This window comes from Acidovorax sp. Leaf191 (genome assembly GCF_001424425.1).
GTDB lineage: Bacteria > Pseudomonadota > Gammaproteobacteria > Burkholderiales > Burkholderiaceae_C > Acidovorax.
Map to the genome: position 1 here is coordinate 174,371 of NZ_LMPT01000018.1, position 14,297 is coordinate 188,667.

The following is a 14,297-nucleotide window of genomic DNA, read 5'->3' on the forward strand; positions in this document are numbered from 1 at the left end:
GGTCCTTGTCGCTGGGGAGCGCGGGCTGATTGATCAGGCCGTTGCGTCCTTGAGCTTCTTCAGCGCGCGGGTCTTGATCTTGACCGATGCGGGCTTGGCGGGGAACCAGCGCTCTTCACCGGTGAAGGGGTCCTTGCCGAAGCGCTTCTTCTTGGCCGCGACTTGCTGCAGGCCGATCTTCAGCACGCCTGGCAGCGTGAATTCGCCGGAGCCCTTCTTGTGCACGGAGCCCAGGATGGCGGCTTCGAGTGCTGCCAGCACGGCCTTGGTGGCCTTGGGTTCCACGCCCGATTGCTCGGCCAGGTGGGCGACCAGCGTGGTCTTGTTGAACGCTGCCTTGATGGGCTTGAGCGCTGCCGGCACGGCGGCGGCCTTGGCGGCAGGCGCCTTCTTGGCAGGGGCTGCCTTGGTCGCAGGGGCTGCGGCCTTCTTGGCGGGAGCCGCCTTCTTGGCTGCAGGAGCCGCGGCCTTGACGACGGCCTTCTTTGCGGGAGCAGCGGGGGTTTTTTTCGCAGTTGCCATGATGATTTTGTTGTTTCAGAGTTTCGAGACGTCCCTGTTCAATTTTTTGAGGGGACGCGCGATTTTAGGTGCGTATGCGCAACGCGCCAGCATATGGAAGACCCGCAGAGGTTTGAGGATTCTTGCAGCAGCGTTCGCGCAGCGCTGTGCGGGGGCGCGTCAAGCGCTGGCGCGGCCCGTGCGGCATGCGCGGGCAGGGCCTGTTCATGGCGCCGCAGAGGCCTGCGCAGGGCGCGCTGCGGCGGCTGGGGATTAACGCAGCAGGCGCGCGTCCGATGTGTGGTGCCTGTCGCGCCACAGCTGGTAGCGCGATCGCTGCAGCGCCAGCAGCTCCACCAGGCCCCACGCAAATGCGCAGCCCAGCGTGCCGCACAGCACCGCGAGGCGGTAGGCCTCAGTCTTGCGACGGGAGCGGCGCGTCGTCATGGAACCATCCGTCCGTGCGGGGCAGGTCAAAGCGCACCCAGCCTTGATCGAAGAGCTCATCCAGCAGCCGCTGCAGTCCGAGAATTTTCCAGAGCATGGTGTACCTCCACCCGTTGACTGCGGCCACGTTAGCCCGCCAATGTGACGGTTTGGCGTCACCGGGGTGAATAGCAACAGCCGCCCGCATGGGGCTATCGCGGGGCCGGGCGCCCGCTTAAGCTCGCCGGCTGGTGCGCGCCCCACGGGCCGCCATTTACCGGAAAAACATGCTGTCCGAGCTGCTGGCACTGGAAAAGATCATCGATCAGGGCGCTGCGCACCTGGACGTGCGGGTGGTGCGCCAGGTGCAGGTGCCTGCGGGGCCCAGCCTTCCCATCTACGCCATCGGCATCGGCAACGACGCGCCCGGTGTTCCGGCGGTGGGCTTCTTCGGTGGCGTGCACGGCCTGGAGCGCATCGGCACCGAGGTGGTGATGGCCTACCTGCAAAGCGTGGTGATGCGGCTGCGCTGGGACGCCACGCTGCACCGGCAGCTCGAGCAGGTGCGGCTGGTGTTCATGCCCATCGTCAACCCGGGCGGCATGTGGTCGTCCACCCGCGCCAACCCGCGCGGCGTGGACTTGATGCGCAACGCGCCGGTCGAGGCCATGGACCGCGTGCCGCTGTGGGTGGGCGGCCAGCGCCTCAGCGCGGGCCTGCCGTGGTTTCGGGGCCGTGCGGGCGAGCCCATGGAAGAAGAAGCCCAGGCCCTGTGCGAGGTGGTGGAGGCCGAGCTGCTGCCGCGCAGCTTCAGCCTGGCGCTGGACTGCCACTCGGGCTTTGGCGTGCAGGACCGGCTGTGGTTTCCGTTCGCCCACACGCGCAAGCCCATCCCGCACCTGGCCGAGCTGCATGCGCTGCAGGAGATCTTTTTGCAGGCCCACAGCCACCACCCGTACGTGATCGAACCGCAGAGCGCGCAGTACCTGACGCACGGCGACCTGTGGGACCACCTGTACCTGCAGGCCTGCCGCAACGTGCCGACCCACACCTTCTTGCCGCTGACGCTGGAGATGGGCTCGTGGCTGTGGATCAAGAAGAACCCGCGCCAGCTGTTCTCGCGCTGGGGCATCTTCAACCCGCTGATCGACCACCGCCAGCAGCGCGTGCTGCGCCGGCACATGCTGCTGCTGGACTTTCTGTCGCGCGCCGCGTGCAGCCACGCGCGCTGGGCCCCCGCGCCCGAGCAGCGCGCGCAGCGGCGGGCGGATGCGCTGGCGGCCTGGTATTGATGCGGTAGCCGCTGTGCCGCAGACTGTTGGTTGAAAGGAACGGATGCCCACCTGGATCTTCCTGCGCGGCCTCACGCGCGAGTCAGCGCACTGGGGCCGCTTTGTGGCCGACTTCGAGCGGGCGCTGCCGGGCCATGCCGTGACCGCGCTGGACCTGCCGGGCAATGGCGCCCTGCACCGGCAGCCGTCGCCCACCACGGTGGCGGGCATGGTGGCCGCATGCCGCGCCGACCTGGCACGCCGGGGCGTGGCGCCGCCGTACCACCTGCTGGCCATGTCGCTGGGCGCGATGGTGGCCACCGAATGGGCCCGGGTGGCGCCGCACGAGGTGGCGGGCTGCGTGCTCATCAACACCAGCTTCCAGCCCTTCAGCGCCTTCTACCAGCGGCTGCGGCCGCGCAACTACGCGGCGCTGCTGGGGCTGGTGCTACGGCCGCAGTCGCCCGAGCAGATGGAGCACACCGTGCTGCGCCTGACCAGCCGCCGCGTGGCAGACCATGGCGCTGCCGTGGCCGAGTGGGCGCGCGTGCGGCGGGCGCGGCCCGTGTCGCCGGCCAACGCGCTGCGCCAGCTGGCCGCTGCAGCCCGCTACCGCGCGCCGGTGGCCGCGCCGCTGCAGCGCGTGCTGATGCTCGCCAGCCAGCGCGACGGGCTGGTGGATGTGCGGTGCTCCATCGCCATCGCGCAGGCCTGGCAGGTACCTTTGCGGCTGCACCCCGGTGCGGGGCACGACCTGCCGCTGGATGACGGAGCCTGGGTGGTGGAGCAGGTCAGGGCCTGGGTGGCCGACGTGGGTGGTGATGGCAGTGCGCAAGGCAGTGCACAAGGCAGTGCCGAGGCGTGCACGGACAGCTCGGGGCCTGGTTGAACCGCCCGCCTCCCGCCGCGCCGGGCGGCGGCACAGGGGGTTATTCGGAAGCCGGGGTGGCGGTGGCGCCTGCCGTGGCGGGAGCCAGGCCGCCCTGGGCCACCAGCTCCTGGTACCACTGCGCATAGCCAGCGCTGCTGGGGTGCAGGCCGTCGGCGGCGTTCAGCTCGTCGCTGCGCAGCACGAAGGGGTCTTCATCGCGCGGGCGCAGCAGGCGCACGTAGCGCACCTGGTTGGCCGCGGCCACTTCCTGCACCATGGCGTGCAGCCGCTCGGACCGGCTGGACATGGCCCACGACAGCGGCGGTACGAAGAACGGCGCATGGCCCACATTGCCGCAGGGCATCAGCACCACGGTGCGGCCCTTTTCGCGCGCCAGCGCCACGGTCTGCTCCAGGTTGGCGCGCAGTGTCTTCTGGGTGGTGAGGCGGATCACATCGTTGCCGCCGGCCAGCACCAGCACCATGTCGTAGCCCGCCTCGGCGCCCTGCAGCTGCTGCGCCACGTCGCCGAACTTGGCGCCGTTGGCGGCCAGGTTGTCGATGCGCCACTGCGGGTGGGCCTTGCCGATCAGGCCCGCCAGGCTGTCGGCGGGGCTGCTGGCCCCCGTGCCCAGGGCCGTGCTGTCGCCCACGACCAGCAGCCGCTGGCTGGGCTGCGCGGGTTGCGCGGTGTAGGGCTGGGCCTGCTTGGCCAGGTCCACCGATGTGAATATGCGCCACGGCGCGCAGGCCGACACCAGCAAGGCGCCGCCGATGGCGGCCGCAGTGACCAGGGCCAGGCAGCGGGTGCGGGAGGGGTGGCGGTGGGCGTGGTGTGGCATGGTGGCGCAGGCAGGGCGTTGGGTATGCAGCCAGCGTATCGCCGCGATACCGCCGGGTAAGTCGGCGACGCGCCGCGGCCCGCGTAGGACAGCGCACCCCTGGGCGCCATCTGCGCTCACCCGCCAGCGTTGTTCTCCACCGCAGCGCGGGCAGCGGGCGGGTGACACGGGTCGCTGCCTGCCGCTACCGCTGACCGTTACCGCCGCAAACCTACTGCTTGAAGACCACCGCGTCCAGGTCCATCGCGCGGATGGATTCGGCCGCGGCGGCCGCCTGCGCCCGGCTGTCGTACGGGCCCACCCGCACGCGGATGCGGCGGCCCTTGGCGTTGTTCAGCTCCTGCCGGAAGGCAGGCAGCCCTTCGTTGAGCAGCCGCGCCTGCGTCTTGCGCGCGTTGGCCTCTTCGGCGAACAGGCCCACGTTGATGTAGTAACCCGCCGCGCTGCCCACGGTGGCAAGCGGTGCGCTGGCGGCCTCGGAGGCCGCTGCGGCGGCGGCGCCGGATGCGGCAGCCGCAGGCTTGGCGCCGCCAGCCTTTGCGGCGCGGGTGGCGCGCTCGGGGGCTGGCGCCGGCTTGCTGGCGGCCTTGGCCGCAGCCTTGGTGGTTGCAGCGTCTGCCTTGCTGGCCGGGGCTGCGGGCGCTGGGGCGGGTTTGGAGGCAGGTGCAGGTTTCGGTGCGGGTGCGTCGGCCTTGGCGGCGGCGGTCGCAGCGGCTGTGGCGGCGGCAGTGGCCTGGGCTTTGTCGCTCCTGGCAGGCGCTGATGCTGGCGCGGGCGAAGCCGCAGGGGCGCTGGCCTTGTCGTTGGCGGGTTTGTTTGCGGTGGGCGCCGCTGGCGTGGCAGGGGCTGCCGGCGCGGTGGCTGGTGGCTGGGCCTTGGCGGCGGGCGCTGCTGGTACCGGCGCGGTTGCCGGCATGGATGCGGGCGCGGGTGCCGGGGCCGTCGCCGCAGGTGCACCGCTGGCGGTGGCCATGGCGGCGGCAGGCGTGGGCGCGGGTGTCGCGGGTGCTGGCTCGGCCGCCGGGGGCTGGGCCGCCGCCTGGGCAGACGCCGCAGATGCCGCAGCGGCCGCTGCCGATGACGCCTGGGCCACGGTCACGGCCGGCGTCATCGACGTGTCGGCCTCGTTGTGAAACCCTGCCCCGGGCAGCGTCAGGTACGCCGCCACCGCGATGATGGCCAGGGCCACATTGACGCCCACGATGGCCTGCAGGCGCTTGCGGCTGCTGGCCCGCTGCTCCAGCAGCGCGCAGGCCTCGGGCACGGTGCGCGACGCGGCCAGCGCGCGCGAGATGCGCCGGCGCACGTCGGCGTGCAGGATGGCGTTGCCATACAGGCCCGGCACCGTGAACGCCAGCATGGCAAACGCGGCCAGCACGCCCAGTTCCACGCCCTGCGGCCAGTTCAAGAACTGGCGGCCCAGCGCAAACACCAGCAGCGCCAGGCCCTCGGCCACGGCCACATAGGCCAGCGCGCCGCTCCACACCTGGCGGAACACCATCCAGTTCAAAGTGCACAAGCTGGCTGCCCAGTTCCAGGTGGTGGTGGTGCGGCCCGCGGTGTCAAAGCGGGCGAAGACGGGAAGGTAGTAGTCGGTGTTGACCGGCCCCAGCGCCACGCGGTACAGCGCCGTCATGGCGTTGTCGGACGGGGAGTCCAGCGACATGGCGGGGATGAGGGAGTCTGCAAAGTCCGTGGTGGCGCGCATGCCTGATTCTGTCATGCACTGGCGCGCATTCACCGCGTGTTGCGGGCGCGCAGCGCCTGTGCGGTACCAGGGCGGCGCCCGCGGTGGGGGCTGGCAGCGCTGCGGCAGCAGGCCCGCTGGGGTGGCGCTGCCGCAGGATTGGATAAGAAATGGCCGCTACCGCTTTCTGGGCAAGCGCTAGCAGCTATCAAAATAGGAGCGGCGTGCTGCAGCCGCTCTGCCCCCGCCTCAGCCGCCCCGCACCATCGCCATGATCTTGCCGGCATCCAGCGTGGCCGCCTTTTGCTGGATCTGCGGCAGGTACTGCGACTGCATCTGCTTGGCCGGGCCCAGCAGGTTCTGAAAACTGTCGCGCAGCATGGCGGTGCTCATCACCCGGCCGCCCGCGTAGTAGCGCTTGGCCACCTGCCCCAGCGCATACGTGGTGGCAAAAGAAAACGCCATGCCGGTGGCCGCGCTGCCCACGCCCCCGATGGTGCGGCCCGCCACCTTGCCCAGCAGGCCGCCCAGCAGCTTGCGGCCAAACTGCTCCAGGTACTGCGACGTCATGCCCACGCCCGCCGCGGCGATGAACTCCTTGATGTGGCCCTGGTCCAGCTCCACGCCGTGCGCCTTGCCGATGCCGTAGACCATCTTCACCTGCATCGGGATGATGGCCATCGACGCCCACGACTGCGGCAGCAGCTCCAGCGCGCCGTTGAGCATCGCGTAGTTCAGGATGGACTTGTCCAGCTCGGCGTCGCCCGGGCCTGCGGGCACGGCCACCGGCACAGGCATGGATGCAGGCGACGAGGACGACGAAGAAGAAGGAGAAGAAAAAGGCGCTGACGCAGCGGCTGCATAGGCCGCAGCACCGGTGGCCGCAGCACCCGCCACGCCCCAGGGCACGGCAGAGGGCGGCGCTTTTTCGGCCACGTCCACCAGTGCATCGGCCTCGTGCTCGAAGGCGGCGGTCTGCTGCGCGCCCAGCTGCAGCGCAGACTTGAGCGTGGCCAGGAACTGCGCCTCCGCAGGCGTCTGGCGCCCATCCACATCGCACACGCACACGGCCATCTCATAGGCCAGCTGGCGCTGGCCGGGGTCGGTCAGTGCGGCGGCGGCGGCCTGCACCGTGGTGCGCTTGAGCAGCACGTCCTGGTAAATGCGCGGCAGGTCGGCCATGCCGCTGTCGCCTGCGAGGGACTGGGCGATGCGGCGGATCTCTTCACGCTCGGCGTCGTCCTTGGTGCCGTCCGCAAACGCGGCCAGCAAGGCGATGGTGAGAATGGATTTTTGCTGTTCTGGAGTCATGCGGTGCGGGCCTGCAAGGCCGTGAAATTAAGGGGGTTGGCACGCTGCCCTAGCTAGAAGGGGCTACGGGTGGCGTGCGGAGTCAGGTGCAGTCTAGGGCGCGCGCTTTCAACGCCACGGCTTGTGGGGACTTGCAGCCATCTGGTAACCAGGTGCATCGGGGCACCGGCTGCCAGCCCTGTGGCTCACCCGGGGTTCCCCTTGCGTAGTTGATCGGCTGTGCGCTTGGGCGCGGCTTGCGTACAGTGGCTGTCTCAATGCAAGGAGGCAAGGCGTGCGGCAAGCGGCGACGACCAGCAGGGCAAGCGATACCAGCGTTACGGGCAATACGGGCAGTAAGGGCAGCACCAGCAGGGCAGGCACCACCACGCCCAGCGCGCGGGGCGCCACCCGATGAACATCGCCCACCTGCTGCGCCGCAGCGCGCAACTGCACGCCCACCAGCCTGCCGTGCTGCAGGGCGACCAAGTGCTCTTCGACTACCAAACCCTGGGCGCCCGCACCGCCGCGCTGGCCGCCAGCCTGCGCACACGCTACGGCGTGCTGACCGGCGACCGCGTCGCCATCTACGCCGCCAATGCGCCCGAGTACCTGGAGGCGCTGCACGCCATCGTGTGGGCCGGCGCCGTGCACGTGCCCGTCAACTACAAGCTGCACGCCAAAGAGCTGGCCTACGTGCTGGCCGACTCCGGCGCGCGCGTGGTGCTGGTGTCCGACGCCCTGCACCGCGCCGCGCGTGATGCGGGCGCCGACCCTGCAGCCACCTTGGTGCTGGGCTCTGCCGACTACCTGCACGCCGTGCAGCAGCACGGTGCGCCGATGCCCGTGCACGACCGCGCCCCGGACGACATCGTATCGCTGTTCTACACATCGGGCACCACCGGCCGGCCCAAGGGCGTGATGCAGACCCACCGCAACCTGCTGGCCATGACGGCCTGCTACTTCACCGACGTGGACGACGTGGTGCCCGGCGACGCCATGGTCTACGCCGCGCCCATGTCGCACGGCGCGGGCTTGTACAACTACGCCCAGGTGCTGCGCGGCGGGCGGCACGTGGTGCCCATGTCCGGAGGCTTCGACCCTGCCGAACTGGTGCAGCTGGCCGCATCGGTGGGCCAGCTCACCCTGTTTGCCGCGCCCACCATGGTGCACCGCCTGGTGGACCATGTGCGCGCCACAGGTGCCGACGTGTCGGGCTTCAAAACGATTGTCTACGGCGGCGGCCCCATGTACGCCGACGACCTGCGCACCGCCATGGCCGTGATGGGCAACGACCGCTTCGTGCAGATCTACGGCCAGGGCGAAAGCCCCATGACCATCACCGCGCTGTCACGCGCGCACCTGGCCGACACTACCCACCCCCGCTGGGCCGACCGCATGGCCTCGGTCGGCGTGGCGCAGTCGCTGGTGGAGGTGCGCGTGGCCGACGCCCAAGGCCAGCCCATGCCCGCCGGCGACACCGGCGAGGTGCTGGTGCGCGGCGACACCGTCATGCCCGGCTACTGGAACAACCCCGACGCGACGGCCCGCACGCTGCAGGCCGGCTGGCTGCACACGGGAGACCTGGGCGTGCTGGATGCCGATGGCTTCCTGACCCTGAAGGACCGGTCGAAGGACGTGATCATCTCCGGCGGCAGCAACATCTACCCGCGCGAGGTGGAAGAGGTTTTGCTGCTGCACCCCCAGGTCCGCGAGGTGGCCGTGGTGGGGCAGCGGGATGCCGAGTGGGGCGAGGTGGTGGTGGCCTACCTGGTGGCGGGCGAGGGCGGGCCGGTGGGGGATGCGGTGCTGGATGCGCTGTGCGGGGAGCACATCGCGCGGTTCAAGCGGCCGAAGGTGTATCGGTGGGTGGAAGGGTTGCCGAAGAACAGCTACGGCAAGGTGTTGAAGACGGAACTGCGTGGGTAGACGCGTTGCATGGGGGTGGCAATGAAGCACCGGTTCATCGCTGCTCTCCATGCGCCTATTCAGCCACACATGCGCCACTTGTGAGCGGGTTCCGTTGCGGTCCTACAAGCGGTGGCCTCAGGTGTCCCTAAAGTTGCGGGCTTCGTGTGTCCGAGTCGAGCGGCAACAGCTCATCGGCACAACCTTCCTATTCACTTCGAATTTATCTCCCCGACCATGATGCAGATCGTCTCCGATGCAGCGCAACCCGGCCTCATCATCGTGAACCTGGACGCCCAAGGCCACGACCTCTCCGTCCGCCTGGACCGCGCCATGCTGGAGCACACCCTGGGCGTGCACGGCGCTTTTGCATCCCTGGCCCAGGCCGTGGGCCGCAACATCGAACGCATCCAGGACGCCGCATTGCGCAAGTACCAGCAGACCCGCCAGCGGTGTGTGATTTTGTCGAAGGCTGAGTTGATGCGGGTTGCGGGGTGATGGGAGCTGGCTAGCGTTGGGTCAATGGGCGATTTAATGCGTGTCTTTGACTGCTGTTCCTTGTTACGCGGCCAAGGCTTCCATGGACAGTGATGAGCATGTGTTGAAGACAGAATCTCAAGGGGAGTTAGAGGCCGGGGCGCATTTGCCAACTACCGATATAGGCTGGTTGCTGACGTTTAGCCTGGAGTCGTCGAACGACTGCTGCGATCGAGAGCAGACAGTGAATGCCATCACTGGGCGTTTTGCGAACTCAACTGCTTCCTTGGTTTGCTGATATCTCCATACGCATGCAGCACGCCCCCGTCATTGTAAAAGCGGCAGCCAATGGCTTTCACGGTCAGTTGCGTATCGCCTTGTCAGACGGCAGCAAGCATTCGCGCCTACCGTCTTTGCTGCCGCTGTGTCGGCAGGAAGAACATGACGTCGAGATCTGGCTGTTCGAGGTGGGCGATGGCGTCGTGGCCGGCCGAGGCGCTGGGGCGGGCGTGGCGGTGGACAACAAGCCCGGCGCCAGCGGCCAGCTGGCCGCATCTGCCGTGGCCCGCGCGACGCCGGATGGCACCACACTGCTGCTCGATGCATCGTCGTTCGCCGTCAATCCATCGCTGTATCCCAAGCTGCCCTACGACAGCAACACCGCCTTTGTGCCACTGGCCGTGTTGGCGACCTTGCCGAATGTGCTGGTGTGCCACCCAGGCTTTGGCGTCAACTCCGTCAAGGAAGTCATTGCACGCGCCAAAGCCAAGCCCGAGGACATGGCCTATGCATCGGCCGGCAATGGTTCGGCCCAGCATCTGGCCAGGACGTTGTTAGCAGAGCGTACGGACGTGCGGCTGTCACATATTCCCTACCGTGGGGGCGGTCCTGCCATGAACGACGTGATGGGTGGGCAGGTGCCGCTGTTCTTTGCCAATGTGGCTTCGTCCCTGGGCCACATCCAGGCGGGTAAGCTGCGCCCGCTGACGGTGACCAGCGCCGTACGCGCCTATGTTGGCTGGGACCCCAAGTCTCAGAGACGCAGAGGAGTTGGCACAGGCCTCACTTCTTATCAAGCTTGGCTTCCATCAATCTGTAATAAATGCCATGCGGGTCTTTCTGGAGAAGCTCAAGTCGTCCTATCAATGTCATTGGCTGTTGGCTAAACTTGAGCGGAGAGCCATGGACGTCAATGTATGAAGTTGGCCCGCCTTCCAAGCAGAACTCGCAATCTTGTGGCTTCTGGGTCAACAGATATCTGCTCTGTAAAGCCTTGGCTTCAAGCGGCACCATGAACCCAGTGATGGTCACATGCTTTCCGTTGTAAGGAAGGAGGACTGCTGGATAGGTGACCTCAATGGTTCCATTCCTGGCTTTGGCCGTGGCTTTGGCCAGTTGCTCCCACTGAATCTCTCCACCCTTTATGGACTGTGCATAAACTGGCATCGACGCCGCTATTGCGGCAAGTGCGCAGGTTGCCAAGAGCGCTTGCAAGGTTGTATGTATAAGCATCGCTATTCCATTTGATAGTGAGGCGCACTGGTCACGACGTGCGCCTGAGTACGTCCTTGGGCTCCGTTTCCAATCAATCTCCCGGACACTCCATGTCGCCAGCGCGAGGGTTGGTTCCCTGGGGCCCAGGGCCTATCCCATTTGCGGGTAACCCCATGGCAGCCTTCACTTCAGCATTGCCATCGGCGCGGATGCCGGTAGAGTCGTAGACGTACGCATCGAAGTAGTTCGTCGAGTAGAGCTGGGGCACGTTGTTAGAGGCCAAGAACTTCTTGAGTTCTGGCATCTCATCTTCTGAGTAAGGGTAGTGAAGACCTTGCGTGATGTTGAAGCCGCCGCGTGCGCCGTAGTGGTGTGGCATGAAGGTCTTGACGCCGAAGGCAGGGATAACCGTTCGGGCTTGGTTCACCACTCTCGATTCCGGGCCACCTTGCCAGACTTCAAAGCCGTCGATGTTGGCATCGCGCACTGCTTTCGCAAGATTGGTCAATGGCGCGCCCCGGTTCACGCCATCCGTATCAATTTGATCGGTGGTGAGGTCTCTGCCGCCTGCGCCGGAGTCGGTGACATACCACGTAAGAGTCTTGTCCGGAGTTTTGACTGTGAACAGGTAGCCGAAGGTCTCTATTCCTCCTCCGTTCTGAAGTAGACCGCAGCCGATGCTGTGAACCCACCTGACAACGCGCATAGCCACATGTTCATTCAACTGGACCTTTTCACCTCCGTAAAGCGAGGTGCACTTATCTCCAGAGATACCATAAGTCACAGCTTCCGCGCATGCTGCCTTCGAGCCATAGTACTGCGCCCCTGTTTGCTTTGCCCACTCAGGCGTGTCTACCGAATGGTCGCCGTGCAAGTGACCCAATAGCACCACGTCCACATCGCCTTTGAGCTTGAGCGCGTCGTGAACACGCGTGACCATGGCTGGGTTTGGATCACGTGCGGGATACCCCACGGCGCCGTCAAGGAGGATGCCCAGATCCCCAATCTGGTAATGCCAGTTCGTCACTCCGAACCATGTCATTCGTACGTTTTTCGGCCCACCGTTTCCGGCAGAAGAATCGTTGCCGCCACCGCAAGCAGCGATACCTCCCAGAACGAGGCACGCCGTCACGACTGCACTCAAGCAATGTTGTGTTTTCATGATTTGTCTCCTTGGTTGCCTGGCAAGAAGTTCGCCAGGAATTTGGTTCCACGATAGGCTGATGGAGCTTTCATCTCGCTTTCGAAACAGCTCTCGATCCACGAGGGTTTCCACCAAGCTGAATAGGTGCGACTACTTCGAGACAATCTGTGAGCGAATGCCCAAGCAAATAATGAAAGCAGCATGAAACTTCTACTTGCAGAAGACGAATCCGCGTTTGCCGACTGGCTTGTCCGCACCCTGGCACTAGGTGATAACGAGGTCGACTGGGTTGCCGATGGACGTCTTGTTCGACGTGCGCTACGCAGCACCCGGTATGACGCACTCATTCTTGATCTAGGCCTCCCGGGTCTTGCTGGAGAAGATGTGCTCCAGAGCCTGCGTGATGATGATGATCCAGTACCCATCCTGATCCTGACTGCACGAGACACGCTTGCCGAGCGTGTCTCGACATTGAAAGCTGGAGCCGATGACTTTCTTGCAAAGCCTTTTGAGGTAGAGGAGTTGGAGGCGCGGTTGCTAGCGCTTGTTCGCCGCGCAAAAGGCCGCGATCTCAAACGATTTGTTTGTGGCACGCTGTCTTTCGACTCAATGTCAAAGCGTTTTGAGGTTGCGCACGAGCCACTTTCTCTCACAGCGAGAGAACATGCGGTACTCCGAACGCTCATTCAAAGCGGTGGTGAACCGCTGACCAAACGAGAACTTCTCGAACGCGTTTTTCCTGACGACAGCGACGTCCATCCTGAGGCCGTCGAGGTTTTGGTCCATCGCCTTCGCAAGCGGCTTGCCGGTACAGGCGTTCAAATCTCGACGCTACGGGGCCTCGGGTACCTTCTAGAAGTCTGCATATGAACTTTGATTCCCTTCACCGGGTCAGCCTGCGCCGCACGCTCATCGTGGTGCTGCTGGCAGGGGTAATGGTCGGCAGCCTCATCCAGGTATGGCTGACTTGGCACACGGCTAAGTTAGCAGTCAATGCGGCATTTGACCGCTCGTTGTTCGGTGCCATTAAAGCGATCGATGCCAATGTGTCTACCGAGAGCGGCGGGCTTGCCGTAGAGCTGCCTTATGTGCTTTTTGAGTTCTTTGAGCTCACGGCCAGCGGACACGTTTTCTACCGTGTTGCCACCTTGGACGGACTGGTCGAAATCGGAAACCCTGATTTGCCACTTCCAACAGAGGTATTGCGTGACCGGCATCCGTACTTTGCCACGGTAGAGTACGCTGGAGCAGAGGTCCGGATAGGCACTTATGTCCGTCCGCTGGCGAACCCCGTCGGTGGCAGCAGAGATCGGCGTCTAGTGATTCAGGTTGCTGAGCCGTTTGCATCGCGAGATCAATTCAGTCGACAGTTCATCATCAATGCTGTGGCCCAGGATGCTGTTTTAGCTGCTCTCGCTGCAGGCGCGGTGGCTGCGGCCGTTGCATGGTCCCTGCGACCTCTGCGTCAGCTGCGGCAAGAGGTGAGGTCGCGTGCTCCCTCCGACCTTTCCCCGGTTGATATCAGCCGTGTCCCTGGCGATGTGCTCCCTTTGGTGGAAGCAATGAACCAGCATATCTACCGGTACAGGGAGCTTTTGGAGGGGCAGCGTAGGTTTGTTGATGATGCATCGCATCAGCTGCGCACCCCTTTGAGCACTTTGCTGACCCAGGTCGCTTTTGCGCAGCGAGCGCCCGACATTGAAAGTATGCGAGGTGCCCTGGTTGCCCTGCGGGAGCAGCTAAAGCATGCAGTGCGACAGACCAATCAGATGCTCGCCCTTGCTCGCGCAGACACTTTGGAGATTGCCACGCAAAGGATCGATTTGGACGTGCTTGCGCGCGACGTCACCAAACGGTGGTGGACTCAAGCCCGTAGCAAGAAAATCGACCTTGGCTACGAGGCCTCGTCTCTACCTGCCGAGATTCAAGGGCACTACAGTCTCATAGAAGAGGCGCTTTCTAACTTGATCGACAACGCTCTCAAGTACACACCCCGTGCAGGCCGCGTTACCGTAAAACTTTTCAGCAGCGCTAACTCGGTCGTGTTGTCGGTCAGCGATAGCGGTCCCGGAATGCTCGCGGAAGAGCTTTCCCATGCAACTGAGCGCTTCTTTCGCGCAAGCAATTCGCAGGGCACTGGGTCGGGGCTGGGTTTGGCGATCGTCAACTCAATTGTCCAGCGGCACCAAGGAAGCTTCGAGTTGCTGCGGGAGCCCAACGAGGGAGGGCTCATGGCTCGCATGGAGTTTCCCTGCGTAGCGCCCCACGCCGGGGTCCAGTAAGTTGCGCTGTCGTCTGATGTCGACACCAAATTGTGCGAGTGCATGCACATCCAATAAAAAAGTGTGCCGGACGTGGGAACGCCGCAGCACACTTTTGATTGCTGG

14 protein-coding genes are annotated in these 14,297 nt (G+C 65.3%); 7 read left to right on the plus strand and 7 right to left on the minus strand.

Going from position 1 to position 14,297, the window contains the following annotated elements; all coding sequences use genetic code 11:
• Positions 1–33: 33 nt before the first annotated feature.
• From ASG27_RS12510 to ASG27_RS27795, 3 genes are all read right to left on the minus strand, one after another.
• Positions 34–522, minus strand: a complete 489-nt coding sequence (locus ASG27_RS12510; protein ID WP_056417487.1) for an HU family DNA-binding protein — start codon at positions 520–522, stop codon at positions 34–36.
• A gap of 252 nt (positions 523–774) precedes the next feature.
• Complete coding sequence (locus ASG27_RS27290) at positions 775–948, minus strand: hypothetical protein (RefSeq protein WP_200912430.1); 174 nt, start codon at positions 946–948, stop codon at positions 775–777.
• Complete coding sequence (locus ASG27_RS27795; RefSeq protein WP_255593410.1) at positions 917–1,045, minus strand: hypothetical protein; 129 nt, start codon at positions 1,043–1,045, stop codon at positions 917–919. The genes ASG27_RS27290 and ASG27_RS27795 overlap by 32 nt, the downstream gene beginning before the upstream one ends.
• Before the next feature lie 169 nt (positions 1,046–1,214).
• On the opposite strand from ASG27_RS27795, the gene ASG27_RS12515 reads away from it, so the two are divergent.
• Together ASG27_RS12515 and ASG27_RS12520 are read left to right on the plus strand one after the other, a co-directional pair.
• Complete coding sequence (locus ASG27_RS12515) at positions 1,215–2,219, plus strand: M14 family zinc carboxypeptidase (protein ID WP_056417489.1); 1,005 nt, start codon at positions 1,215–1,217, stop codon at positions 2,217–2,219.
• Between the two features lie 43 nt (positions 2,220–2,262).
• Positions 2,263–3,087: an alpha/beta fold hydrolase gene (locus ASG27_RS12520; protein WP_056417492.1), complete on the plus strand. Its 825-nt coding sequence runs from the start codon at positions 2,263–2,265 to the stop codon at positions 3,085–3,087.
• A gap of 40 nt (positions 3,088–3,127) precedes the next feature.
• Here ASG27_RS12520 and ASG27_RS12525 read toward each other — a convergent pair whose 3' ends face one another.
• From ASG27_RS12525 to ASG27_RS12535, 3 genes are all read right to left on the minus strand, one after another.
• Positions 3,128–3,910 (minus strand): SGNH/GDSL hydrolase family protein, encoded by a 783-nt coding sequence (locus tag ASG27_RS12525; RefSeq protein ID WP_056417495.1) that lies wholly within the window; start codon positions 3,908–3,910, stop codon positions 3,128–3,130.
• A 211-nt stretch (positions 3,911–4,121) separates the two neighbouring features.
• Entirely contained in the window at positions 4,122–5,618 is a 1,497-nt protein-coding gene (locus ASG27_RS12530; protein WP_056417498.1) for an SPOR domain-containing protein, read from the minus strand.
• Positions 5,619–5,846: 228 nt separating this feature from the next.
• Positions 5,847–6,908, minus strand: coding sequence for a YcjF family protein (locus tag ASG27_RS12535; RefSeq protein ID WP_056417499.1), 1,062 nt, complete (start codon positions 6,906–6,908; stop codon positions 5,847–5,849).
• Positions 6,909–7,301: 393 nt separating this feature from the next.
• Between ASG27_RS12535 and ASG27_RS12540 the strand changes: the two genes are divergently transcribed.
• From ASG27_RS12540 to ASG27_RS25965, 3 genes are all read left to right on the plus strand, one after another.
• Complete coding sequence (locus tag ASG27_RS12540) at positions 7,302–8,816, plus strand: AMP-binding protein (protein ID WP_056417502.1); 1,515 nt, start codon at positions 7,302–7,304, stop codon at positions 8,814–8,816.
• Between the two features lie 216 nt (positions 8,817–9,032).
• Positions 9,033–9,293: a hypothetical protein gene (locus ASG27_RS12545; protein ID WP_056417505.1), complete on the plus strand. Its 261-nt coding sequence runs from the start codon at positions 9,033–9,035 to the stop codon at positions 9,291–9,293.
• 227 nt (positions 9,294–9,520) lie between these two features.
• Positions 9,521–10,438: a tripartite tricarboxylate transporter substrate-binding protein gene (locus ASG27_RS25965; protein WP_235504031.1), complete on the plus strand. Its 918-nt coding sequence runs from the start codon at positions 9,521–9,523 to the stop codon at positions 10,436–10,438.
• Positions 10,439–10,857: 419 nt separating this feature from the next.
• Here ASG27_RS25965 and ASG27_RS12555 read toward each other — a convergent pair whose 3' ends face one another.
• Positions 10,858–11,928, minus strand: a complete 1,071-nt coding sequence (locus ASG27_RS12555) for an MBL fold metallo-hydrolase (RefSeq protein WP_235504032.1) — start codon at positions 11,926–11,928, stop codon at positions 10,858–10,860.
• Between the two features lie 183 nt (positions 11,929–12,111).
• Between ASG27_RS12555 and ASG27_RS25970 the strand changes: the two genes are divergently transcribed.
• Both ASG27_RS25970 and ASG27_RS12560 read left to right on the plus strand, forming a co-directional pair.
• Entirely contained in the window at positions 12,112–12,780 is a 669-nt protein-coding gene (locus tag ASG27_RS25970; RefSeq protein ID WP_082493200.1) for a response regulator, read from the plus strand.
• A complete protein-coding gene (locus ASG27_RS12560; protein WP_056417510.1) occupies positions 12,777–14,192 on the plus strand; it encodes a sensor histidine kinase in 1,416 nt (471 codons plus the stop codon). Before ASG27_RS25970 ends, ASG27_RS12560 begins: the two co-directional genes overlap by 4 nt.
• Positions 14,193–14,297: the final 105 nt, after the last annotated feature.

Bases quoted from the DNA above. Each gene is read 5' to 3' on its own strand.
- ASG27_RS12520 (WP_056417492.1), top strand. From the start codon at position 2,263: ATGCCCACCTGGATCTTCCTGCGCGGCCTCACGCGCGAGTCAGCGCAC.
- ASG27_RS12515 (WP_056417489.1), top strand. From the start codon at position 1,215: ATGCTGTCCGAGCTGCTGGCACTGGAAAAGATCATCGATCAGGGCGCT.
- ASG27_RS12510 (WP_056417487.1), bottom strand. From the start codon at position 522: ATGGCAACTGCGAAAAAAACCCCCGCTGCTCCCGCAAAGAAGGCCGTC.
- ASG27_RS12560 (WP_056417510.1), top strand. From the start codon at position 12,777: ATGAACTTTGATTCCCTTCACCGGGTCAGCCTGCGCCGCACGCTCATC.
- ASG27_RS27795 (WP_255593410.1), bottom strand. From the start codon at position 1,045: ATGCTCTGGAAAATTCTCGGACTGCAGCGGCTGCTGGATGAGCTCTTC.
- ASG27_RS12525 (WP_056417495.1), bottom strand. From the start codon at position 3,910: ATGCCACACCACGCCCACCGCCACCCCTCCCGCACCCGCTGCCTGGCC.
- ASG27_RS12545 (WP_056417505.1), top strand. From the start codon at position 9,033: ATGATGCAGATCGTCTCCGATGCAGCGCAACCCGGCCTCATCATCGTG.
- ASG27_RS25965 (WP_235504031.1), top strand. From the start codon at position 9,521: ATGCCATCACTGGGCGTTTTGCGAACTCAACTGCTTCCTTGGTTTGCT.
- ASG27_RS12535 (WP_056417499.1), bottom strand. From the start codon at position 6,908: ATGACTCCAGAACAGCAAAAATCCATTCTCACCATCGCCTTGCTGGCC.
- ASG27_RS25970 (WP_082493200.1), top strand. From the start codon at position 12,112: ATGAAACTTCTACTTGCAGAAGACGAATCCGCGTTTGCCGACTGGCTT.
- ASG27_RS27290 (WP_200912430.1), bottom strand. From the start codon at position 948: ATGACGACGCGCCGCTCCCGTCGCAAGACTGAGGCCTACCGCCTCGCG.
- ASG27_RS12555 (WP_235504032.1), bottom strand. From the start codon at position 11,928: ATGAAAACACAACATTGCTTGAGTGCAGTCGTGACGGCGTGCCTCGTT.
- ASG27_RS12530 (WP_056417498.1), bottom strand. From the start codon at position 5,618: ATGCGCGCCACCACGGACTTTGCAGACTCCCTCATCCCCGCCATGTCG.
- ASG27_RS12540 (WP_056417502.1), top strand. From the start codon at position 7,302: ATGAACATCGCCCACCTGCTGCGCCGCAGCGCGCAACTGCACGCCCAC.